The sequence below is a fragment of the Megasphaera coli genome, from assembly GCF_900095855.1.
GTDB lineage: Bacteria > Bacillota > Negativicutes > Veillonellales > Megasphaeraceae > Megasphaera > Megasphaera massiliensis_A.
On sequence record NZ_FMIY01000002.1, the window covers coordinates 97,521 to 112,372 of the forward strand.

15 protein-coding genes are annotated in these 14,852 nt (G+C 33.3%); 13 read left to right on the forward strand and 2 right to left on the reverse strand.

Going from position 1 to position 14,852, the window contains the following annotated elements:
* Positions 1 to 216 precede the first annotated feature (216 nt).
* The 10 genes from BQ2674_RS00910 to BQ2674_RS00950 all read left to right on the forward strand — a co-directional run bounded on the left by BQ2674_RS00910 (position 217) and on the right by BQ2674_RS00950 (position 9,491).
* Positions 217 to 1,284, forward strand: a complete 1,068-nt coding sequence (locus tag BQ2674_RS00910) for a site-specific integrase (protein WP_235828779.1) — start codon at positions 217 to 219, stop codon at positions 1,282 to 1,284.
* Positions 1,277 to 1,639: a plasmid mobilization protein gene (locus BQ2674_RS00915; RefSeq protein ID WP_040461086.1), complete on the forward strand. Its 363-nt coding sequence runs from the start codon at positions 1,277 to 1,279 to the stop codon at positions 1,637 to 1,639. Before BQ2674_RS00910 ends, BQ2674_RS00915 begins: the two co-directional genes overlap by 8 nt.
* A gap of 105 nt (positions 1,640 to 1,744) precedes the next feature.
* Entirely contained in the window at positions 1,745 to 2,668 is a 924-nt protein-coding gene (locus BQ2674_RS00920) for a DNA primase (protein ID WP_075572006.1), read from the forward strand.
* The gene (locus BQ2674_RS00925; protein ID WP_205407599.1) at positions 2,661 to 3,779 is read left to right on the forward strand and encodes a VapE domain-containing protein; all 1,119 of its coding nucleotides are present in this window, start codon (positions 2,661 to 2,663) and stop codon (positions 3,777 to 3,779) included. Before BQ2674_RS00920 ends, BQ2674_RS00925 begins: the two co-directional genes overlap by 8 nt.
* Before the next feature lie 15 nt (positions 3,780 to 3,794).
* Positions 3,795 to 4,052: a hypothetical protein gene (locus BQ2674_RS08450; RefSeq protein ID WP_205407600.1), complete on the forward strand. Its 258-nt coding sequence runs from the start codon at positions 3,795 to 3,797 to the stop codon at positions 4,050 to 4,052.
* Positions 4,053 to 4,366: 314 nt separating this feature from the next.
* Positions 4,367 to 4,708, forward strand: a complete 342-nt coding sequence (locus BQ2674_RS00930) for a plasmid mobilization protein (RefSeq protein WP_075572007.1) — start codon at positions 4,367 to 4,369, stop codon at positions 4,706 to 4,708.
* 106 nt (positions 4,709 to 4,814) lie between these two features.
* Positions 4,815 to 5,039, forward strand: coding sequence for a helix-turn-helix domain-containing protein (locus BQ2674_RS00935; protein WP_075572008.1), 225 nt, complete (start codon positions 4,815 to 4,817; stop codon positions 5,037 to 5,039).
* Positions 5,040 to 7,064, forward strand: coding sequence for an N-6 DNA methylase (locus BQ2674_RS00940; RefSeq protein ID WP_075572009.1), 2,025 nt, complete (start codon positions 5,040 to 5,042; stop codon positions 7,062 to 7,064).
* Complete coding sequence (locus BQ2674_RS00945) at positions 7,058 to 8,521, forward strand: restriction endonuclease subunit S (RefSeq protein ID WP_075572010.1); 1,464 nt, start codon at positions 7,058 to 7,060, stop codon at positions 8,519 to 8,521. The genes BQ2674_RS00940 and BQ2674_RS00945 overlap by 7 nt, the downstream gene beginning before the upstream one ends.
* A gap of 19 nt (positions 8,522 to 8,540) precedes the next feature.
* Positions 8,541 to 9,491 (forward strand): DUF3644 domain-containing protein, encoded by a 951-nt coding sequence (locus BQ2674_RS00950; RefSeq protein WP_075572011.1) that lies wholly within the window; start codon positions 8,541 to 8,543, stop codon positions 9,489 to 9,491.
* 115 nt (positions 9,492 to 9,606) lie between these two features.
* Here BQ2674_RS00950 and BQ2674_RS00955 read toward each other — a convergent pair whose 3' ends face one another.
* On the reverse strand, positions 9,607 to 9,795 hold the full coding sequence (locus BQ2674_RS00955) for a hypothetical protein (protein ID WP_075572012.1): 189 nt from the start codon (positions 9,793 to 9,795) through the stop codon (positions 9,607 to 9,609).
* 160 nt (positions 9,796 to 9,955) lie between these two features.
* On the opposite strand from BQ2674_RS00955, the gene BQ2674_RS00960 reads away from it, so the two are divergent.
* The gene (locus BQ2674_RS00960; protein WP_075572013.1) at positions 9,956 to 10,171 is read left to right on the forward strand and encodes a helix-turn-helix domain-containing protein; all 216 of its coding nucleotides are present in this window, start codon (positions 9,956 to 9,958) and stop codon (positions 10,169 to 10,171) included.
* A gap of 59 nt (positions 10,172 to 10,230) precedes the next feature.
* On the forward strand, positions 10,231 to 11,133 hold the full coding sequence (locus tag BQ2674_RS00965; protein WP_075572014.1) for an ORF6N domain-containing protein: 903 nt from the start codon (positions 10,231 to 10,233) through the stop codon (positions 11,131 to 11,133).
* 163 nt (positions 11,134 to 11,296) lie between these two features.
* Here the strand turns inward: BQ2674_RS00965 and BQ2674_RS08350 are convergent, their stop codons facing one another.
* Positions 11,297 to 12,238, reverse strand: a complete 942-nt coding sequence (locus BQ2674_RS08350) for a DDE-type integrase/transposase/recombinase (RefSeq protein WP_143696386.1) — start codon at positions 12,236 to 12,238, stop codon at positions 11,297 to 11,299.
* 238 nt (positions 12,239 to 12,476) lie between these two features.
* Between BQ2674_RS08350 and BQ2674_RS00980 the strand changes: the two genes are divergently transcribed.
* On the forward strand, positions 12,477 to 13,862 hold the full coding sequence (locus BQ2674_RS00980; protein WP_075572016.1) for an RNA-binding domain-containing protein: 1,386 nt from the start codon (positions 12,477 to 12,479) through the stop codon (positions 13,860 to 13,862).
* Positions 13,863 to 14,852 lie beyond the last annotated feature (990 nt).

Below are 14,852 nucleotides of genomic sequence, written 5' to 3' on the forward strand. Positions count from 1 at the left end.
ACAATTAAACACAACAGAAGTGTTCTGTATATATTTTAAAGGACTGTTGTAATAAAGCCTGATATTAAAGAATAAATTTTATAACCACTATTGACAGAACGAAAATGAACTACTATAATACGGATATACAGTTCAAACATGAACTGTTAAAACGCAAGATATTTAGATTGACGCTCGTCCTATCTCAAGACATGGATGCAGAACCTTGCAAAAACTATGAATTGGAAAGGTGAAAAATTATTTAAGAAGAAGCGGGGCTTTTCTACTAAGAAAGAAGCTTTAAATTGGGAAAAAGAATTTTTAAATGAGCAAGCCGGAACTGTTGAAATGACTTTTAGAGAATTCTTTAAACTTTACAAGAGGGATAAGAAACCACGCATAAGAGAAAATACATGGAGAACGAAAGAAGCCATTGTTAAAACAAAAATCATGCCTTATATGGGGGATTTATTGTTAAACGATATTACAAATGTAACGATAATTCAGTGGCAAAATGAGTTGATGAAAATTAAAGATGACAAAGGACAAAACTATTCTCCGACTTACCTTAGAACAATTCATGCTCAGCTTAGCAGCGTTTTAAATCATGCATGCAGATATTACAGTCTAAAAACCAATGTAGCCAGAGATGTAGGGACAATGGGAGAAAAAGAAGCCGAAGAAATGTCATTCTGGACACAAGAGGAATATGAAAGATTTATTGAAGCGGTTAAGGATAAGCCTCAATCCTTCTATGCCTTTGAAATACTGTATTGGTGTGGACTTAGAATGGGAGAATTATTAGCTTTAACGAAGGATAAGTTTGATTTTAATACCAATACTATTAGGGTTGATGAATCTTTGCAAAGAATTGATGGAGAGAATGTTATTACACCGCCGAAAACAAAAAAGAGTATTCGTAAAATAGCAATGCCGGATTTCTTAGCGGAAGAAGTAAGAACATATTTGGACGGCTTTTATAAATTGAAACCAAAAGATTTGATATTTACTTTTTCAGAAAGCTATCTGCACCATGAAATGGATAGAGGAGCAAAAAAAGCAGATGTTAAAAGGATTAGAGTGCACGATTTGAGGCATTCCCACGTATCTCTTCTAATTGAACTTGGTTTTTCTGCAACAGCTATCGCTGATAGAGTCGGGCATGAGTCAATTGATATTACCTACAGATATGCACATCTTTTTCCTAGTAAGCAGAAAGAAATGGCAGATTCGCTAACACAGGTGAGAGTAAAAACACAAAATGATTGGGAAGATTTATTGAAAGAGGATGAAGAAAATGTTTAGACCGGAATCTCTACAAAAAAGGACAAAGCAGATTAAAGAAAAGAAGATAAAGAACGAGAAAAACAGAAAGCGTAATCGCATCTTGAATTTCAGAGTTTCTCAGGAAGAATATGATTTGATAAATAAGCAAGTCGAAATAAGCGGACTGTCAAAACAGGACTACTTTATACAACTTCTTGGTGAACACAAGATAAATATTACAGCTGATTATAGAGTTTTAGATGCCATAGCAAAAGAGATATTTCAGTTGGCAAGAGTAATTAAAAAGTTCGGAAAATTAGATGAAGAAGCACAGGACATTTTGCTGTATGTTTTGGAGATTTATGAAGAGATTAAACAAGAAAAAAGCCTTTAGCCAAAAGACCAAAGGCAAGATGAAAGTACAACTTGGTATTTCATCCCTGACAAGATTATTTTATCAGGTTGTACTTTTGTCATCAACTATAGATTGGAGGACAACATGATAAAAGCGGAACAGTATAAACAAAATATTCCGATGGAATTAAGACAGTATAAACAATGGTTATGGTTTAAGAGAATCAGAAAAATAGATTTGAAAGGGAAGGAAAAAATACTCAAGCTTCCTGTGAGTCCAATTACTTTCAAATCTGATGACTGGAATAATAAAGAACAATGGGCAGATTTTGAAACAGCTGTTAATAATATAGAGGGTAGTGGCTCAGATGGATTGTCTTTTGTACTAAGCATGGATGATCCATTTCTTTGTATTGACTTGGATAATGTATCTTGTGATATGAGAGAAAGGTTTTTCAGAGATTTTCATGACACTTATATTGAAATTTCTCAATCCGGTAAAGGACTTCATATTTTTGCAAAAGGGGAAATTGCTGACAATTTCAATAACCAAATTGAGAAAGTGGAAATGTATCAAAACAACAGATGTATCGCTATGACTGGAAATAGCATTGATGGAATATCAAATAACATCATAGATAAGCAGAGTGAGATTGATAGATACTATGAGTGTTTTGCGCCTAAAAAGAGCGTTAGAGAGCAAATAAGAGCATCTCAATCAGATAATGATACACTGCCTGATATACCTAAAATCATAGAAACGATGTGTAAGCATAATAGAAAAGCTAAAGGTTTATTTGAAGGAACAATAGCAAGCGGAGATGCCAGCAAAGATGATTTTTTGCTGTTGCTATTATTAAATAGCTATACACATGGTGATGAAGCTTTGATAAAAGAGATATTTTTAATGTCTGCTTTAAATCGGAGCGATGACAGAAGTAAAAGAAAAAATGAAGCGGCTTATATCAAATATTTGGAAGATAGTATTAAAAAAGCGACTCAATATGGAAATCAGAGATACTGGGATTATAACTATCACAGAAAAAGTGTAGGTGATAACCGTGAATGACTGGCTAAAATTTAGTGATGATGAATTATCAGATTACCTAAATAGAGAACTTGAATATACCGATAAGGGACAATTAAAAAGTAATACTACTAATCTTATTACTGTGCTTGTAAATCCGTTGTTCTGTAAAGAAGAGAAGATAATAGACGGAACAATTTTCTTTGATACATGCAGCATGACAGTCAGGCTTTTTGGAATGCTTAAGGGAGAAAAACAGAAAGAAAATGAGATCAGAAAATGGAATGACCATTTAACAAATTTTTTAGGGGCGGAAATAGAAAGGGAATTTGGAATTAAGTATTCTAAAAACCGAATGGACGATGCTATAACCTTTATTGCTCATAAAAGAGCAGTAAATCTTCCAGCTATGTATATGAAGTCGCTTACGTATGATGGTGAAAGTTATATATCTAAATTGCTTCCAAAATACCTTGGAGCAGAAGATACAAAATTAAATTCCTGGATTATGCAACATATCTTGGTCGGCATGGTAAAAAGAGCGTTTAATCCCGGATGTAAGTTTGATGAACTGATGGTTCTTACGGGGGTGCAGGGTGTTGGAAAAACTTCATTTATTGAAAAACTGGCACTGTTTCCCGAATGGTATTGCTCGCTAAACAATATAAAAGGGAAAGATGCCGTCAGCAATTTGGTAGGAAAGATTGTTGTTGAGCTTGAAGAATTTGTCGCTCTTAGAAATGCAAAAAGTGCTGATGAAGCTAAGCTGTTTATATCTGCAAGAACAAGCACAGTAAGACTTCCATATGAACGATTTTCAACAGATGTAAAACGAACCTGCATACTGATTGCGACTACAAATGATGCAACATTTTTAGGAGATTTTTCCGGTGAAAGAAGATATTTACCTGTAAAGGTTAATGCTGAAAATATACAAATTCCGTTAATGTATGATCCTGAAAAATATCCGGTATTGGAAACTATCACAAGAAAAGAACATGAGGAAATCATAAAACAGGATTTTGAAGGAGCTATTGCAGAAGCTGTCTATCTTTATGAAAATAAACTTCATGATTTCTATTTGCCGAAAGAGTTGCGTTCGGATTTGGATTTTGTTATTCAAACACATAAGAGTGAGAACAGACACGTTTAAAACTTCTTAGACTTTATGGAATGGAAATCTACAAAATCAGACACTCCAGATTTGTTATGCTCTGCTGAATTTACAAGTAGATACCCTGAAACCAATGAAAAAGTATTTTCGGAATTAATGGCAAACGAAATGTCAGATGAATGGAAACTTGAACCCTCTGTAAAAAGTAAGAAGGTAAGAATTGACGGTGTGGTTCGGGTTAGCAAGAAGTTTTATAAACGAAATATTAATACAGATTTTGTGGAGGTTAATGCTGAAGATATACCATTCTAAGAGTTTTGAAAAAGTCCGCTACCGCTACTTTGCTACCCGTATTACAAGGTAGTGAGGTAGTGGTAGCGACAATTTTTAACTTTTATAGAATTTACCTAAACGAAGCATGGGGTATTTCTGCGATAGTTAAGAGCATGAAGAAGCTTGATAAATGGAATGAAACATTAACTTTAATAGCAAGCACAGTAAGTGTGTGTACACTTACGGAAAAATAACTTCAGAAATCAAATCGAAGATTTAATTTCGAGCAACATTTTTAGCTTGTTAGGGAGAACCCTAAGACCCCAAAACTTAATAGAAGGAGGATATTTAAGATGGAAAATAGAAAAAGAAATATAAGGTTGAGATTTAATTTAACAGATAAAGAAAAAGAATTATTTGAAAGGAAAAAAGAAGAAAGTGGAGCGAGAAGTATGAGCCACTTTATACGAAAAACAGTTTTAGAAAAGGAAATTTATGAAGTTGACATGAAGCCTTTGAGAGATTTATACGGAACATTATTCGCTGCCACAAATAAATTAAATCAGATTGCCAAGAGAGTAAATCAAACAGGAGTAATTTATAAAAGCGATATTGATGATATGAAGGAATCTATTAAGAAATTCTCAAAAGAGTTATGGGATATTCATTTGCTGTTGCTGAAGAGGACGAAATGATTTACAACGAATGAAGCACTAATAACTTTTTACAGCTGTATATTTTAACAGTTGTAAGAAGTTATTAGATGTGGTATAATATTTTAAAATATAGGAGGTATAAGTGGTGAGTAATGAAATTATATTTTTGATAGATGATGTGCTTAGTGAAAAGAATTTAAGTAAAAATTGGTTGGAAGAAAATGCAAAGTTGCAAAGACGTCAGTTAAACTCCTATGCAAATAACAAAGTGAAAAGAATAGACCTTGATGTATTAGCAAGGATATGCGTTGCGTTGAATGTTGAGGTTGGAGATATTATGAAAATTCAACATAAAATCGGAGGAAGATAAATGGAAACGAAAGTGATAATTATTCCAGATGGTAAAATCTGTGATTATATTGATGGTAAATTTAGAAATGATACGCCAGAAGAATATGTAAGACAAACTGTTGAAAAAAGACTTGTCAATGAACATAAATACTCAAGAGATAGAATATGTGTTGAATATACTGTACAAATAGGTTCTGGGAAGAAAAGAGCTGACATTGTAATTTTTCCTGATGAAGAAACAGATAAAAAACAAGAAAATATTAAGATAATAATTGAATGCAAAAGTGAAAAAATAGAAGCTAATAATGCTAAGGATGGTGTGGCTCAATTAAAATCATATATGTCCGCTTGCCCTAATGCTGAATGGGGGATGTGGACAAATAGTAAAGAAAAGTTTGTCTTTAAAAAATTTACTGATGATAAAGGTGTAATTCAGTTTATGGATTACAATGATATACCATCTGCAGATGGCAATATTGATGATATCAATCGTCCGAAGAGAGCTTCACTTAAGAATGCATCAGATGACAATCTTTTATTTACATTTAAGACTTGCCACAATCACATTTATGTAAATGAAGGTATGCAAAAACAGCCGGCATTTTTTGAGTTGCTTAAAGTTATTTTTTGCAAAATTGAAGATGAAAGAAATATCCCAAAGGCTCTTGAATTTTACGCAACGAGCGAAGAACGCTCTAATTCAGATGGACAATTAACGGTTAAAAATAGAATTGAAAAAATATTTGACCGCGTAAAAAAAGAAAAAAAGAATGCAAAAATTTTTGATCCTAATGACACTATAAAACTTAACCCCAGAACATTATCATATATTGTTAGTGAGATTCAAAAATACAGTTTACTTAATACAAGAATTGATATTAAGGGAAAAGCTTACGAGGAAATTGTTGGTGCAAATTTGCGTGGCGATAGGGGAGAGTTTTTTACACCAAGAAATGTTATGGCGATGGTAGTAGAAATGATAAATCCGACTATCGATGAAAAGGTATTGGATTCTTCTTGCGGTACAGGTGGATTTTTGGTAACTGCAATGACCTATGCGATGAAGCAACTGAGGATAGAATTTGAAAAAGAAACTGGCAAGTTAAAATCTGAATGGGATGATTTTGAAAAGAAAGCCTTTCAAGACAAAATTTCAGATATGGCTATGAATAATTATTTTGGATTTGATATAAATCCTGATTTGGTTAAAGCCACAAAAATGAATATGGTAATGAATAATGATGGTAGTGGTAATATTTTGCAAAACAATTCTTTACTTCAACCACATGAATGGACAGATGATTTTAAAACAAGATTGTCAGCAGCTTTGCAGATAGATAAGAAAACACTTATCAATAAAGATAGCATAGGATATTTTGATGTTATTGTTACAAATCCACCATTCGGAAGTAAGATACCAATTAAAGATCATGCCATATTAAGCCAATTTGATTTGGCGAGAATTTGGAAACAAGATAAGAAAACTGGTCGTTGGACTATTACTGATAAGTATCAGAGTTCGGTATCTCCAGAAATACTGTTTATAGAGCGTTGTTGGCAATTTTTGAAACCTGGTGGAAGAATGGGGATTGTACTACCTGATGCCTTACTTGGTTCACCTGGAACAGGCTATATTAGAGAATGGCTGATTAAGTATACTAAAATTATTGCTAGTATAGATCTTCATGAAGACACATTTCAACCGAGAAACGGAACTCAAACATCTGTGTTAATTTTACAAAAGAAAAAAGCTGATGAAATATTAAAAGAAGAGAAAAATGGTTTGATGGCAGACTATAACATTTATATGGCTATAGTCGATAAAATTGGTCATGATAAACGTGGAAACACACTTTTTAAGCGTGATGAAGAGGGGAATGAGATATTAATTCCAGAAAAACAGAACATTCTGAAACTTGATGAAATATCGACAGGAGAAAAAACTGCTCAAGTTGAAAGTAAAGAAAAAATAGTAGATGATCAAACTCTTCTTGTACCAAGTATTTTTGAAAACTGGAAAAGAAGTGAGGGGATATCATGGTAGCGTTAGCGAGTAGAATAACAGAAAAAGCAGATTATTCAAATCCTCAGATTTCTAAGGATGAGTTAAGTTGGTCAATAGTAAGCTTAAGTGACATATTAAGTAATGGAAAAAGATTGGAAGCTTCAGTTTTTGATATTGAAGCTAAACATGCACGAGAAATTGTGAAAAAAACTAGATATAATTATAAATATTTGAGTTTAGAAGAGGATTTTGCTGAATGTTTCACATGTCCAAGATTTAAAAGGCTTTGGTTAGAAAAATCAGATTATCCGATATATCAACCAAGTTCAATATTAGATGTGTACCCAACTATAGATGGGTATATTTCAAAATTGACAAAAACGAATATTGATAAATTAAGAGTAAAAAAAGGGCAAGTATTAATTACTTGTAGCGGCACAATTGGAAATGTTAGTATGGTAAATAAAACTACTGATAACCAGATTTTTTCTCATGATTTATTAAGAGTTAGATTTAAAGAAGAGGTAGACAATGGGTTTTTCTATACTTTTCTAAAAACAAGTATAGGTAGAGCGATACTTATTTCTAATAAATATGGTTCTGTAATTAGTCACATTGAAGCTTCACACATGGATGAATTGATTATTCCGAACCCACCATATCTTTTGAAAAAGAAAATTCATGATTTAGTTATAGATTCATATAGTAAAAGAGATGAATCAAATGATTTGATTGATGAAGCTACAAGACTATTAATAGATGCGTTAGAACTTCCGACTATTGATGATTTAAAGAAAGAAGCTTTTTCATACAGTAGGGGAATCAACTCTTTTTCAACTAAATTAAGTGATTTAGACGGAAGATTAGAGGGAAGTTACCATATTCCTTTAATCGAAGTTATTGAAAGATATATAAGTAAAAAAGCAATTGTAAAAAATTTGAATAGTGAAGATATTACAGAAAAAATAATATTACCAGGAAGGTTCAAACGAATTTATGTGGAAAAAGGAAACGGAAAAGTATTTTTAGGAGGGAAAGAAATAAATCAGCTTGATCCGAGTAGTAAAAAATTTTTATCTATAAAACATTATTCAGATAAATTGATTAGAAATATTGCAATAGAAAAAAATGATGTTTTAGTAACGAGAAGCGGATCTGTTGGTAGAGTTATGCTTGCACCAGAACATTGGCAAAATTGGATTTCTAGCGATCATGTTATTAGAATTTCGTCCAAAAAATCATATCATGGGCTGATTTTTACATGGTTGGCATCTGAATATGGAAAAGAGTTAATGAAAAGGCAAATATACGGTTCTGTTGTAGATGAAATTACGGATAAACAATTAGGGGATGTGGTTATTCCTGTTTTTAAAGAGGATACTATAAATAATTCAATTTTAAGCTTAATCAATAAGGCAAATGAATTAAGATATCATGCTTATAAGCAAGAGCAAAAAGCGATTGAAATAATGAACAGAGAAGTTTTAGGCTTGTAATGAAGTTGGAGGGTTTAAGATGGGTAGATCAATAACTAATGCGTTGCTTGATAAATCAAAAGAAGCAATGGTATCTGCTGTACAAATTTATAACAACCCTTTAATTAAATTTAAGTCCGAGATGTTTATAATCACTGCAATTATTTCTTGGACATATCTTATGCATGCTTATTATAGCAAGGAAGGTATAGACTATAGATATTTTCATATGAAAGGGAAACGGAAAAGATATGACAGGACAAAAAATGGTGCATATAAACATTGGGAGTTAGAAAGGTGTATCAATGAACAAACTTCTCCATTAGATAAAGGTACAGCAAATAATCTCAGGTTTTTAATTGGAATAAGACATGAAATTGAACACCAGAAAACGGATAGCATTGATGAATATATTGGAGCTAAATTACAAGCATGTGCATTAAACTATAATAGAGAGATAATCAAAATGTTTGGGGATAAGCATAGTATAAAAGATAATTTGAGCTTAGCAATTCAATTTTCTCCAATATCACCCGAACAGGAACAGTTATTAAGAAAAGAATCAACAAATGAAATACCGACTAATGTAAGGAATTTTATTGCAACATTTGAATCTGAGTTGGATGATGAAGAATTGAAATCATTATACTATGCTTACAGGATTGTATATATTCCAATACAAGTAAATCGAGCTAATCAAGCAGATAAAGCAATAGAATTTATTTCTCCAGATAGTGATAAAGCAAAAGATGTAGAACGTGTGTTAGTTAAGGCTGTTGAGAAAGCAAAATTTTTGCCTAGTGATATCGTGAAAATGATGAATGATGAAGGTTATTCTACATTTAGTATGCATTACCATACTCAATTATGGAAGGTAAAAGATGCTAAAAATAAAAAATACAATTATGGAGTAAAAGTTTCTAAACAGTGGTATTGGTATGAAAATTGGCTTGATGTAGTTAGAGATTATTGCCAAAAGAATAACTTTTAGCTTAATTATGGATATATCTTATTCTGGAGCTGGAACTGGGACTGGAACGGGTAAAACAATTTCAAAACAAGCTAAAATGAAACGAATTTCACGGCATTAAATAAACCAAAATCTTTTATTTTGAACGGTTTTGAATGTAGTGAACAGTAGAAAAAGAAGAGTGGGAGTAGTTAAAAGCAGGCTGTAAATAACCTTTTTCGGCTCTTTTGTGTTTAAAAGTGTTTTCTGCTTCGATATACTTTTGCTTTGTTATATAACTCTCTTTAATATTAAAGAATTTTTCAGTATAATTAATCACAGGCATAGGTTCAACTCCTTACTGTTTTGGTTTTGTCGCTTAAATGGTAACTACTGTTGAGTTATATGCCTATTTTTCTGCAATAAATGTTGGTGTACTACAGATTTCTGTATTACCTAACATTTATTATAGAATCTTAATAAACTTATAGATGAGAGGTAATTATATGAAAGTTAGCTATAATGGATTGTGGAAAATTTTAATAGATAAGAATATGAATAAAAAAGAGCTGACCGAAGCTTGTGGATTATCTCCTGCAACGGTATCTAAAATGGGCAGAGGAGAGTTTGTAAGTATGGATGTTTTGTATCGCATAGGAACAAAACTGAATGCTGATTTTGGAGATATGGTTTCAATTATAAGAGAATCTAAAGATGAATAATAAACTTGAGGTCGCAAATTGTGATCTCAAGTTAGATAAAAATTAATCGGTCGTAAATTGTGGAGGTATCTACGGCAGAAGATAACAATATCGTAATAGTTGATAATATAGAAATACAGAACCTGATTTTCTCTGTTAGAGGAAATCAGGTAATGGTTGATAGTGATCTTGCGAAGTTATATCAAGTTACCACTGGTAATTTAAACAAAACAGTTAAAAGAAATTTATCAAGATTTCCTGAACATTTTTGTTTTCAATTAACAGAACATGAATATAAAAACTTGAGATTCCAAAATGGAAGCTCAAGTTCAAATAATTATGGTGGTAGACGATATATGCCATATGTTTTTACTGAACAAGGAATCGCTATGCTTTCAGCTGTGCTTAAAAGTGATATTGCAGTAGATGTTAGTATAAAAATTATGGATGCCTTTGTTCAAATGCGTAATTTCTTACTTTCGAATAATGAAATATTTGCCAGGCTTGATAGAGTAGAGATAAAACAATTAGAAATAGATAAGAAGCTAGAAGAAGTATTTAACTATATCGGAGCAAATACCGAAGTAAAACAAAACATCTTCTTTAACGGTCAAATCTATGATGCCTTCAGCTTTATTATCGGGCTTATTCAAAAGGCTAAGAAAGAAATAATCTTGATTGATAACTATGTTGACATCAACACACTTAATATTTTATGTAAGAAAAACAAAGGTGTAGACGTTGTTATCACAACTGCCGGTAAAGGGAATTTATCAACAAAAGATATCAATAAATTTAATGCTCAATATCCGAATTTATCAGTAAAAAATACTACAGATTTTCACGATAGGTTTTTAATTATAGACAAAATTGAAGTCTATCACATTGGAGCGTCAATTAAGGATGCAGGGAAAAAGAGTTTTGGAATTACTAAGATAGAAGACAAAGACTTAATTCAAAGTCTTGTAAATAAGGTGAGGTAGGAGTATGGCAAATTTATCTAAAATTAAGCGTGAAAAATGTAGGAATGTCAATGATGTGAGACCAAAAATTTAAAAAGGTCAGGAAGCGACACCATTGATAAAAGCCATAATATTGGTAGGAAGGGCAGGCGGTTTAGACATAGGTTTATCAGTAAGCAGTTGTTTACGTTTTTGGGAGGGAGAGAGCCGGCCGAGCGAGCACCTTTGTGGGAATATTGTTGGAGCGAAAGAGATAGCGCTTCATCTGAATCTGTAGGTCATCAAGAGAGTAAAATTTGAGTGTGTTGTAAAAGCGTTTCTGGTCATTGCGATGAGAGCGTTCTACCTTGCCATTGTGCCGTGGGGTTCTAGGCCGAATACGTTGGTGCTTTATGCCAAGCTTATGGCAGAGAGCATCCATGGGATGAACGCGGTTGGTTTTAGCAAGGTGAGTGAACTCAGCGCCGTTATCGGTTTGAATAATTTTCGGCAGATACCCGAAGTGAGCGATCGCCCGGCGGATGAAGTCGCATGTAGAATAGCTCGATTGCTCCTCATAGGCGTAGATAAAGCGCTCCCTTGCAGCTTCGTCCAGAACCGTGTATTGGAAGAAGTGTCTATCCTCGTCTGCCGTGTAACAAGCAGCAGGCACACGCTTAACATCCATTTGCCATTTCTCACCGAGGTTCGAGGGTGTGTCATAATGCTGCGGGGTATAAGGCGGTTTGGAGGAAGAGGCCTTTTTACGAAAGCCAAGACGCTGAAATACGCGAAAGAGAGGGCCCGGATGGCGTGAATAGCCTTTTTGTGTCTTGAGCTTACCGTACATCTCCCCGACAGAGATAGTGGGATTGCGTCGATGAAGGTTCTTAATCCAAGTAAGCTCCTGTTGTGTATGAGCGGTTGGATGAGGCGTAAGAGGGCGATGAGATTTGTCGGCAAGAGATTCCGGGGTACCGTCATAGCGTTTATTCCACCGCATGAGAGAGGCTTTAGAGACGTGATAGCGGCGCAGGACAAAGCCTGGATCACCTGTGTTTCGATAGAGTTTGACTGCATGGATACGGGTGTAAAGTTCGTGTGGCAAATACCGCTTTGTGTGTGTTATACTAGCCTGGCGACCGATCTCCTTTGTAATGAGTTTGTGTTAAATGCATTCTAAGGGATTTGGTCGCTTCTGTATACCTCCTTGGTCTCACATCTATTGTAACCCAACAACCTTATGCAACTGAAACTTTTGATTATTAGTTGCGTATTTAAAAATTGTTTTATAATGGTACGTTAAATGTCAAAAAAAATATCACCCACTTTCTCCCCCTACTTATGATATAATAAATATGGGTAATAAAGTGGGGGATAGAATTATGAATAAGTATCTTGAAATCATTAAAAATTTAATAAGCCATCAAACAGAAGAAGAGTGGTTTGAATTCAAAGAAAATTGGTACGAAGCGCATGGAATAGGAGAATATATATCTGCATTATCAAACGCAGCTGCAATTTGCAGACGGGAATATGCATATCTTATTTGGGGTATAAATGATGAAACCCATGAAGTTTTAGGAACTAAATTTAATTATAGAGTAGATGTTAAAGGTGAGCCATTAGAACATTATTTAGCAAGGCAGTTGAAACCGGATATTGTCTTTTCTTTCCATGAAGTGGATTTTGATAATAAGAGAGTAGTCCTATTAGAAATTCCTGTGGCTAAAAACATTCCAACTTCATTTGATGGAATAAGGTATATTAGAATAGGTTCAAGTAAAGTTAATATTGCTAAATATCCTGATAGAGAAATTAATTTATTTGAAGTACTAAGCAACAAAGAAAAAACAATAGAGAGTATTGAATCTGAATATCAAGATTTAACTTTTGAGAGATTATTTACTTATTATGCAGGTAGAGGCATTTCTTTAAAATTCGAAACTTTTAAGAAAAATCTTGGACTTTTAACTAAAGATGGTAGGTATAATTTGATGGCTCAATTATTGTCAGATGATAGCCATGTACCTGTAAGAGTGTCAGTGTTTAGTGGAGAAACTAAAGCAAGTCCTCTATACTCTGTAAAAGAGTTCGGTAACACGTGCATTTTATTAAGCTTAGATAAGGTCTTAGAATATGCAGATGTAATAAATATAATCCAAGCGGATGAAAGCAGAAGAATTACTACAAGAAAAGATGTTGCTTTGTTTGACATGAGTGCTTTTAGAGAAGCAGTCATAAATGCCTTTGTTCATAATAAGTGGATTGATGGAAATGCACCGATGATTACGGTATATAGTAACCGTGTAGAGATTCTCTCAAGAGGCACACTTGATCCGAAGCAAACTATGGAAGGGTTTTATAGGGGAGAGTCTGTTCCTGTAAATCAAAAGTTATCAGATATATTTTTACAGCTCCATATTAGCGAGCGTTCCGGAAGAGGTGTGCCTAAAATCATAGATACCTATGGCAAAGATGTGTTTGATTTTAGAGAAAATTCAATCGTCGTTAATATTCCTTTTAACTGGATAAACAAGTTGGGGGATAATGTGGGTAATAAAGTGGGGTATAAAAACCTTTTAAACTCAAGGCGAAAGCAGATTTTAGAAGAAATAAGAAACAACCCTAATGTAACTCAAGCACAATTATCCAAAATTGTAGGTATAGGACTAACCGCTATCGAAAATAACATTAGATTTTTGAAAGAAAATGGATATATAGAACGAGTAGGATCTAACAAGACGGGTTATTGGAAAGTTAAGGAATAGTTTCGTGCTTGCAATATGCTTGCAAAAAAAACAGATAGACAGAAATAAATGGATAATAAGGCTAAATCTGATAACAAAAACATTGATTTTATGCCGTTTATATAAAACAAAATCAATGGACATATTGAGTGGGAGTAGTTAAAAACAGGCTTATAAATGACCTTTTTCGGTTCTTTTGCGTTTAAAATAAGAATACGGACTCTAAATCGTTCAAAATTACGAAGGCCAAAACTAATTATTAGTTCCTTTGCTGTCTGTAGTAAGCGACTACTTTTGTACAGCCTTGGTGTCCCAATAAGACGTTTCGCATACGGTAATCTCTAGGGTATGTCGTCTCAGATCCACAAACAGGGCACCGGTGTGTCTCAACCGGGAGTGTCAGGTGAAAGATAGAAGGTGTTTTCTGCTTTGATATACTCTTGCATTGTTATATAATTCTCTTTAAATATTAAAAATTTTTTCAGTATAATTAATACTAGGCATAGGCTCAATTCCTTACTGTTTTGGTTTTGTCGCTTGAACGGTAACTACTGTTGAGTCATATGCCTATTTTTTTGCAATAAATAAATGTTGGCGTACTACAAATTTCTGGAGTACGCCAACATTTATTATAGGACCAAAATTTTAACAGGTTTCATTTGCGTTTCCCCTATGACAATATCATTTGTGTTTCATAGCGTAAGACTATTTTGTCGGATAAGTTTGATATTACAAAGCATAAAAATTACAAGCTGCTTGAGGATTATGATAAGAAGAATTTGTTTGATATTGAAGAATATATTAAGGGAAAAGGCAAAGCCTAACTTAATAAAAATACTGTGATTACAAGATTGTAATATCTTCTGTTATGGCTTTATAGGGTTATGGATATATTAGTATAATAGAACAAACAAATTTGAATTTTTAGAGGTGAAAAACTATGTGGTTTTTTAAGAAAAAAACAGTACAACAAGAAGAACCAAAGATAAAAAAAGAGAAAGAATTAAACAA

Excerpts from the sequence above, each read along its gene's own strand:
- BQ2674_RS00910 (WP_235828779.1), top strand. The coding sequence starts at position 217 with ATGAATTGGAAAGGTGAAAAATTATTTAAGAAGAAGCGGGGCTTTTCT.
- BQ2674_RS00945 (WP_075572010.1), top strand. The coding sequence starts at position 7,058 with ATGGTAGCGTTAGCGAGTAGAATAACAGAAAAAGCAGATTATTCAAAT.
- BQ2674_RS00915 (WP_040461086.1), top strand. The coding sequence starts at position 1,277 with ATGTTTAGACCGGAATCTCTACAAAAAAGGACAAAGCAGATTAAAGAA.
- BQ2674_RS00940 (WP_075572009.1), top strand. The coding sequence starts at position 5,040 with ATGGAAACGAAAGTGATAATTATTCCAGATGGTAAAATCTGTGATTAT.
- BQ2674_RS00955 (WP_075572012.1), bottom strand. The coding sequence starts at position 9,795 with ATGCCTGTGATTAATTATACTGAAAAATTCTTTAATATTAAAGAGAGT.
- BQ2674_RS00920 (WP_075572006.1), top strand. The coding sequence starts at position 1,745 with ATGATAAAAGCGGAACAGTATAAACAAAATATTCCGATGGAATTAAGA.
- BQ2674_RS00930 (WP_075572007.1), top strand. The coding sequence starts at position 4,367 with ATGGAAAATAGAAAAAGAAATATAAGGTTGAGATTTAATTTAACAGAT.
- BQ2674_RS00960 (WP_075572013.1), top strand. The coding sequence starts at position 9,956 with ATGAAAGTTAGCTATAATGGATTGTGGAAAATTTTAATAGATAAGAAT.
- BQ2674_RS08450 (WP_205407600.1), top strand. The coding sequence starts at position 3,795 with ATGGAATGGAAATCTACAAAATCAGACACTCCAGATTTGTTATGCTCT.
- BQ2674_RS00980 (WP_075572016.1), top strand. The coding sequence starts at position 12,477 with ATGAATAAGTATCTTGAAATCATTAAAAATTTAATAAGCCATCAAACA.
- BQ2674_RS00950 (WP_075572011.1), top strand. The coding sequence starts at position 8,541 with ATGGGTAGATCAATAACTAATGCGTTGCTTGATAAATCAAAAGAAGCA.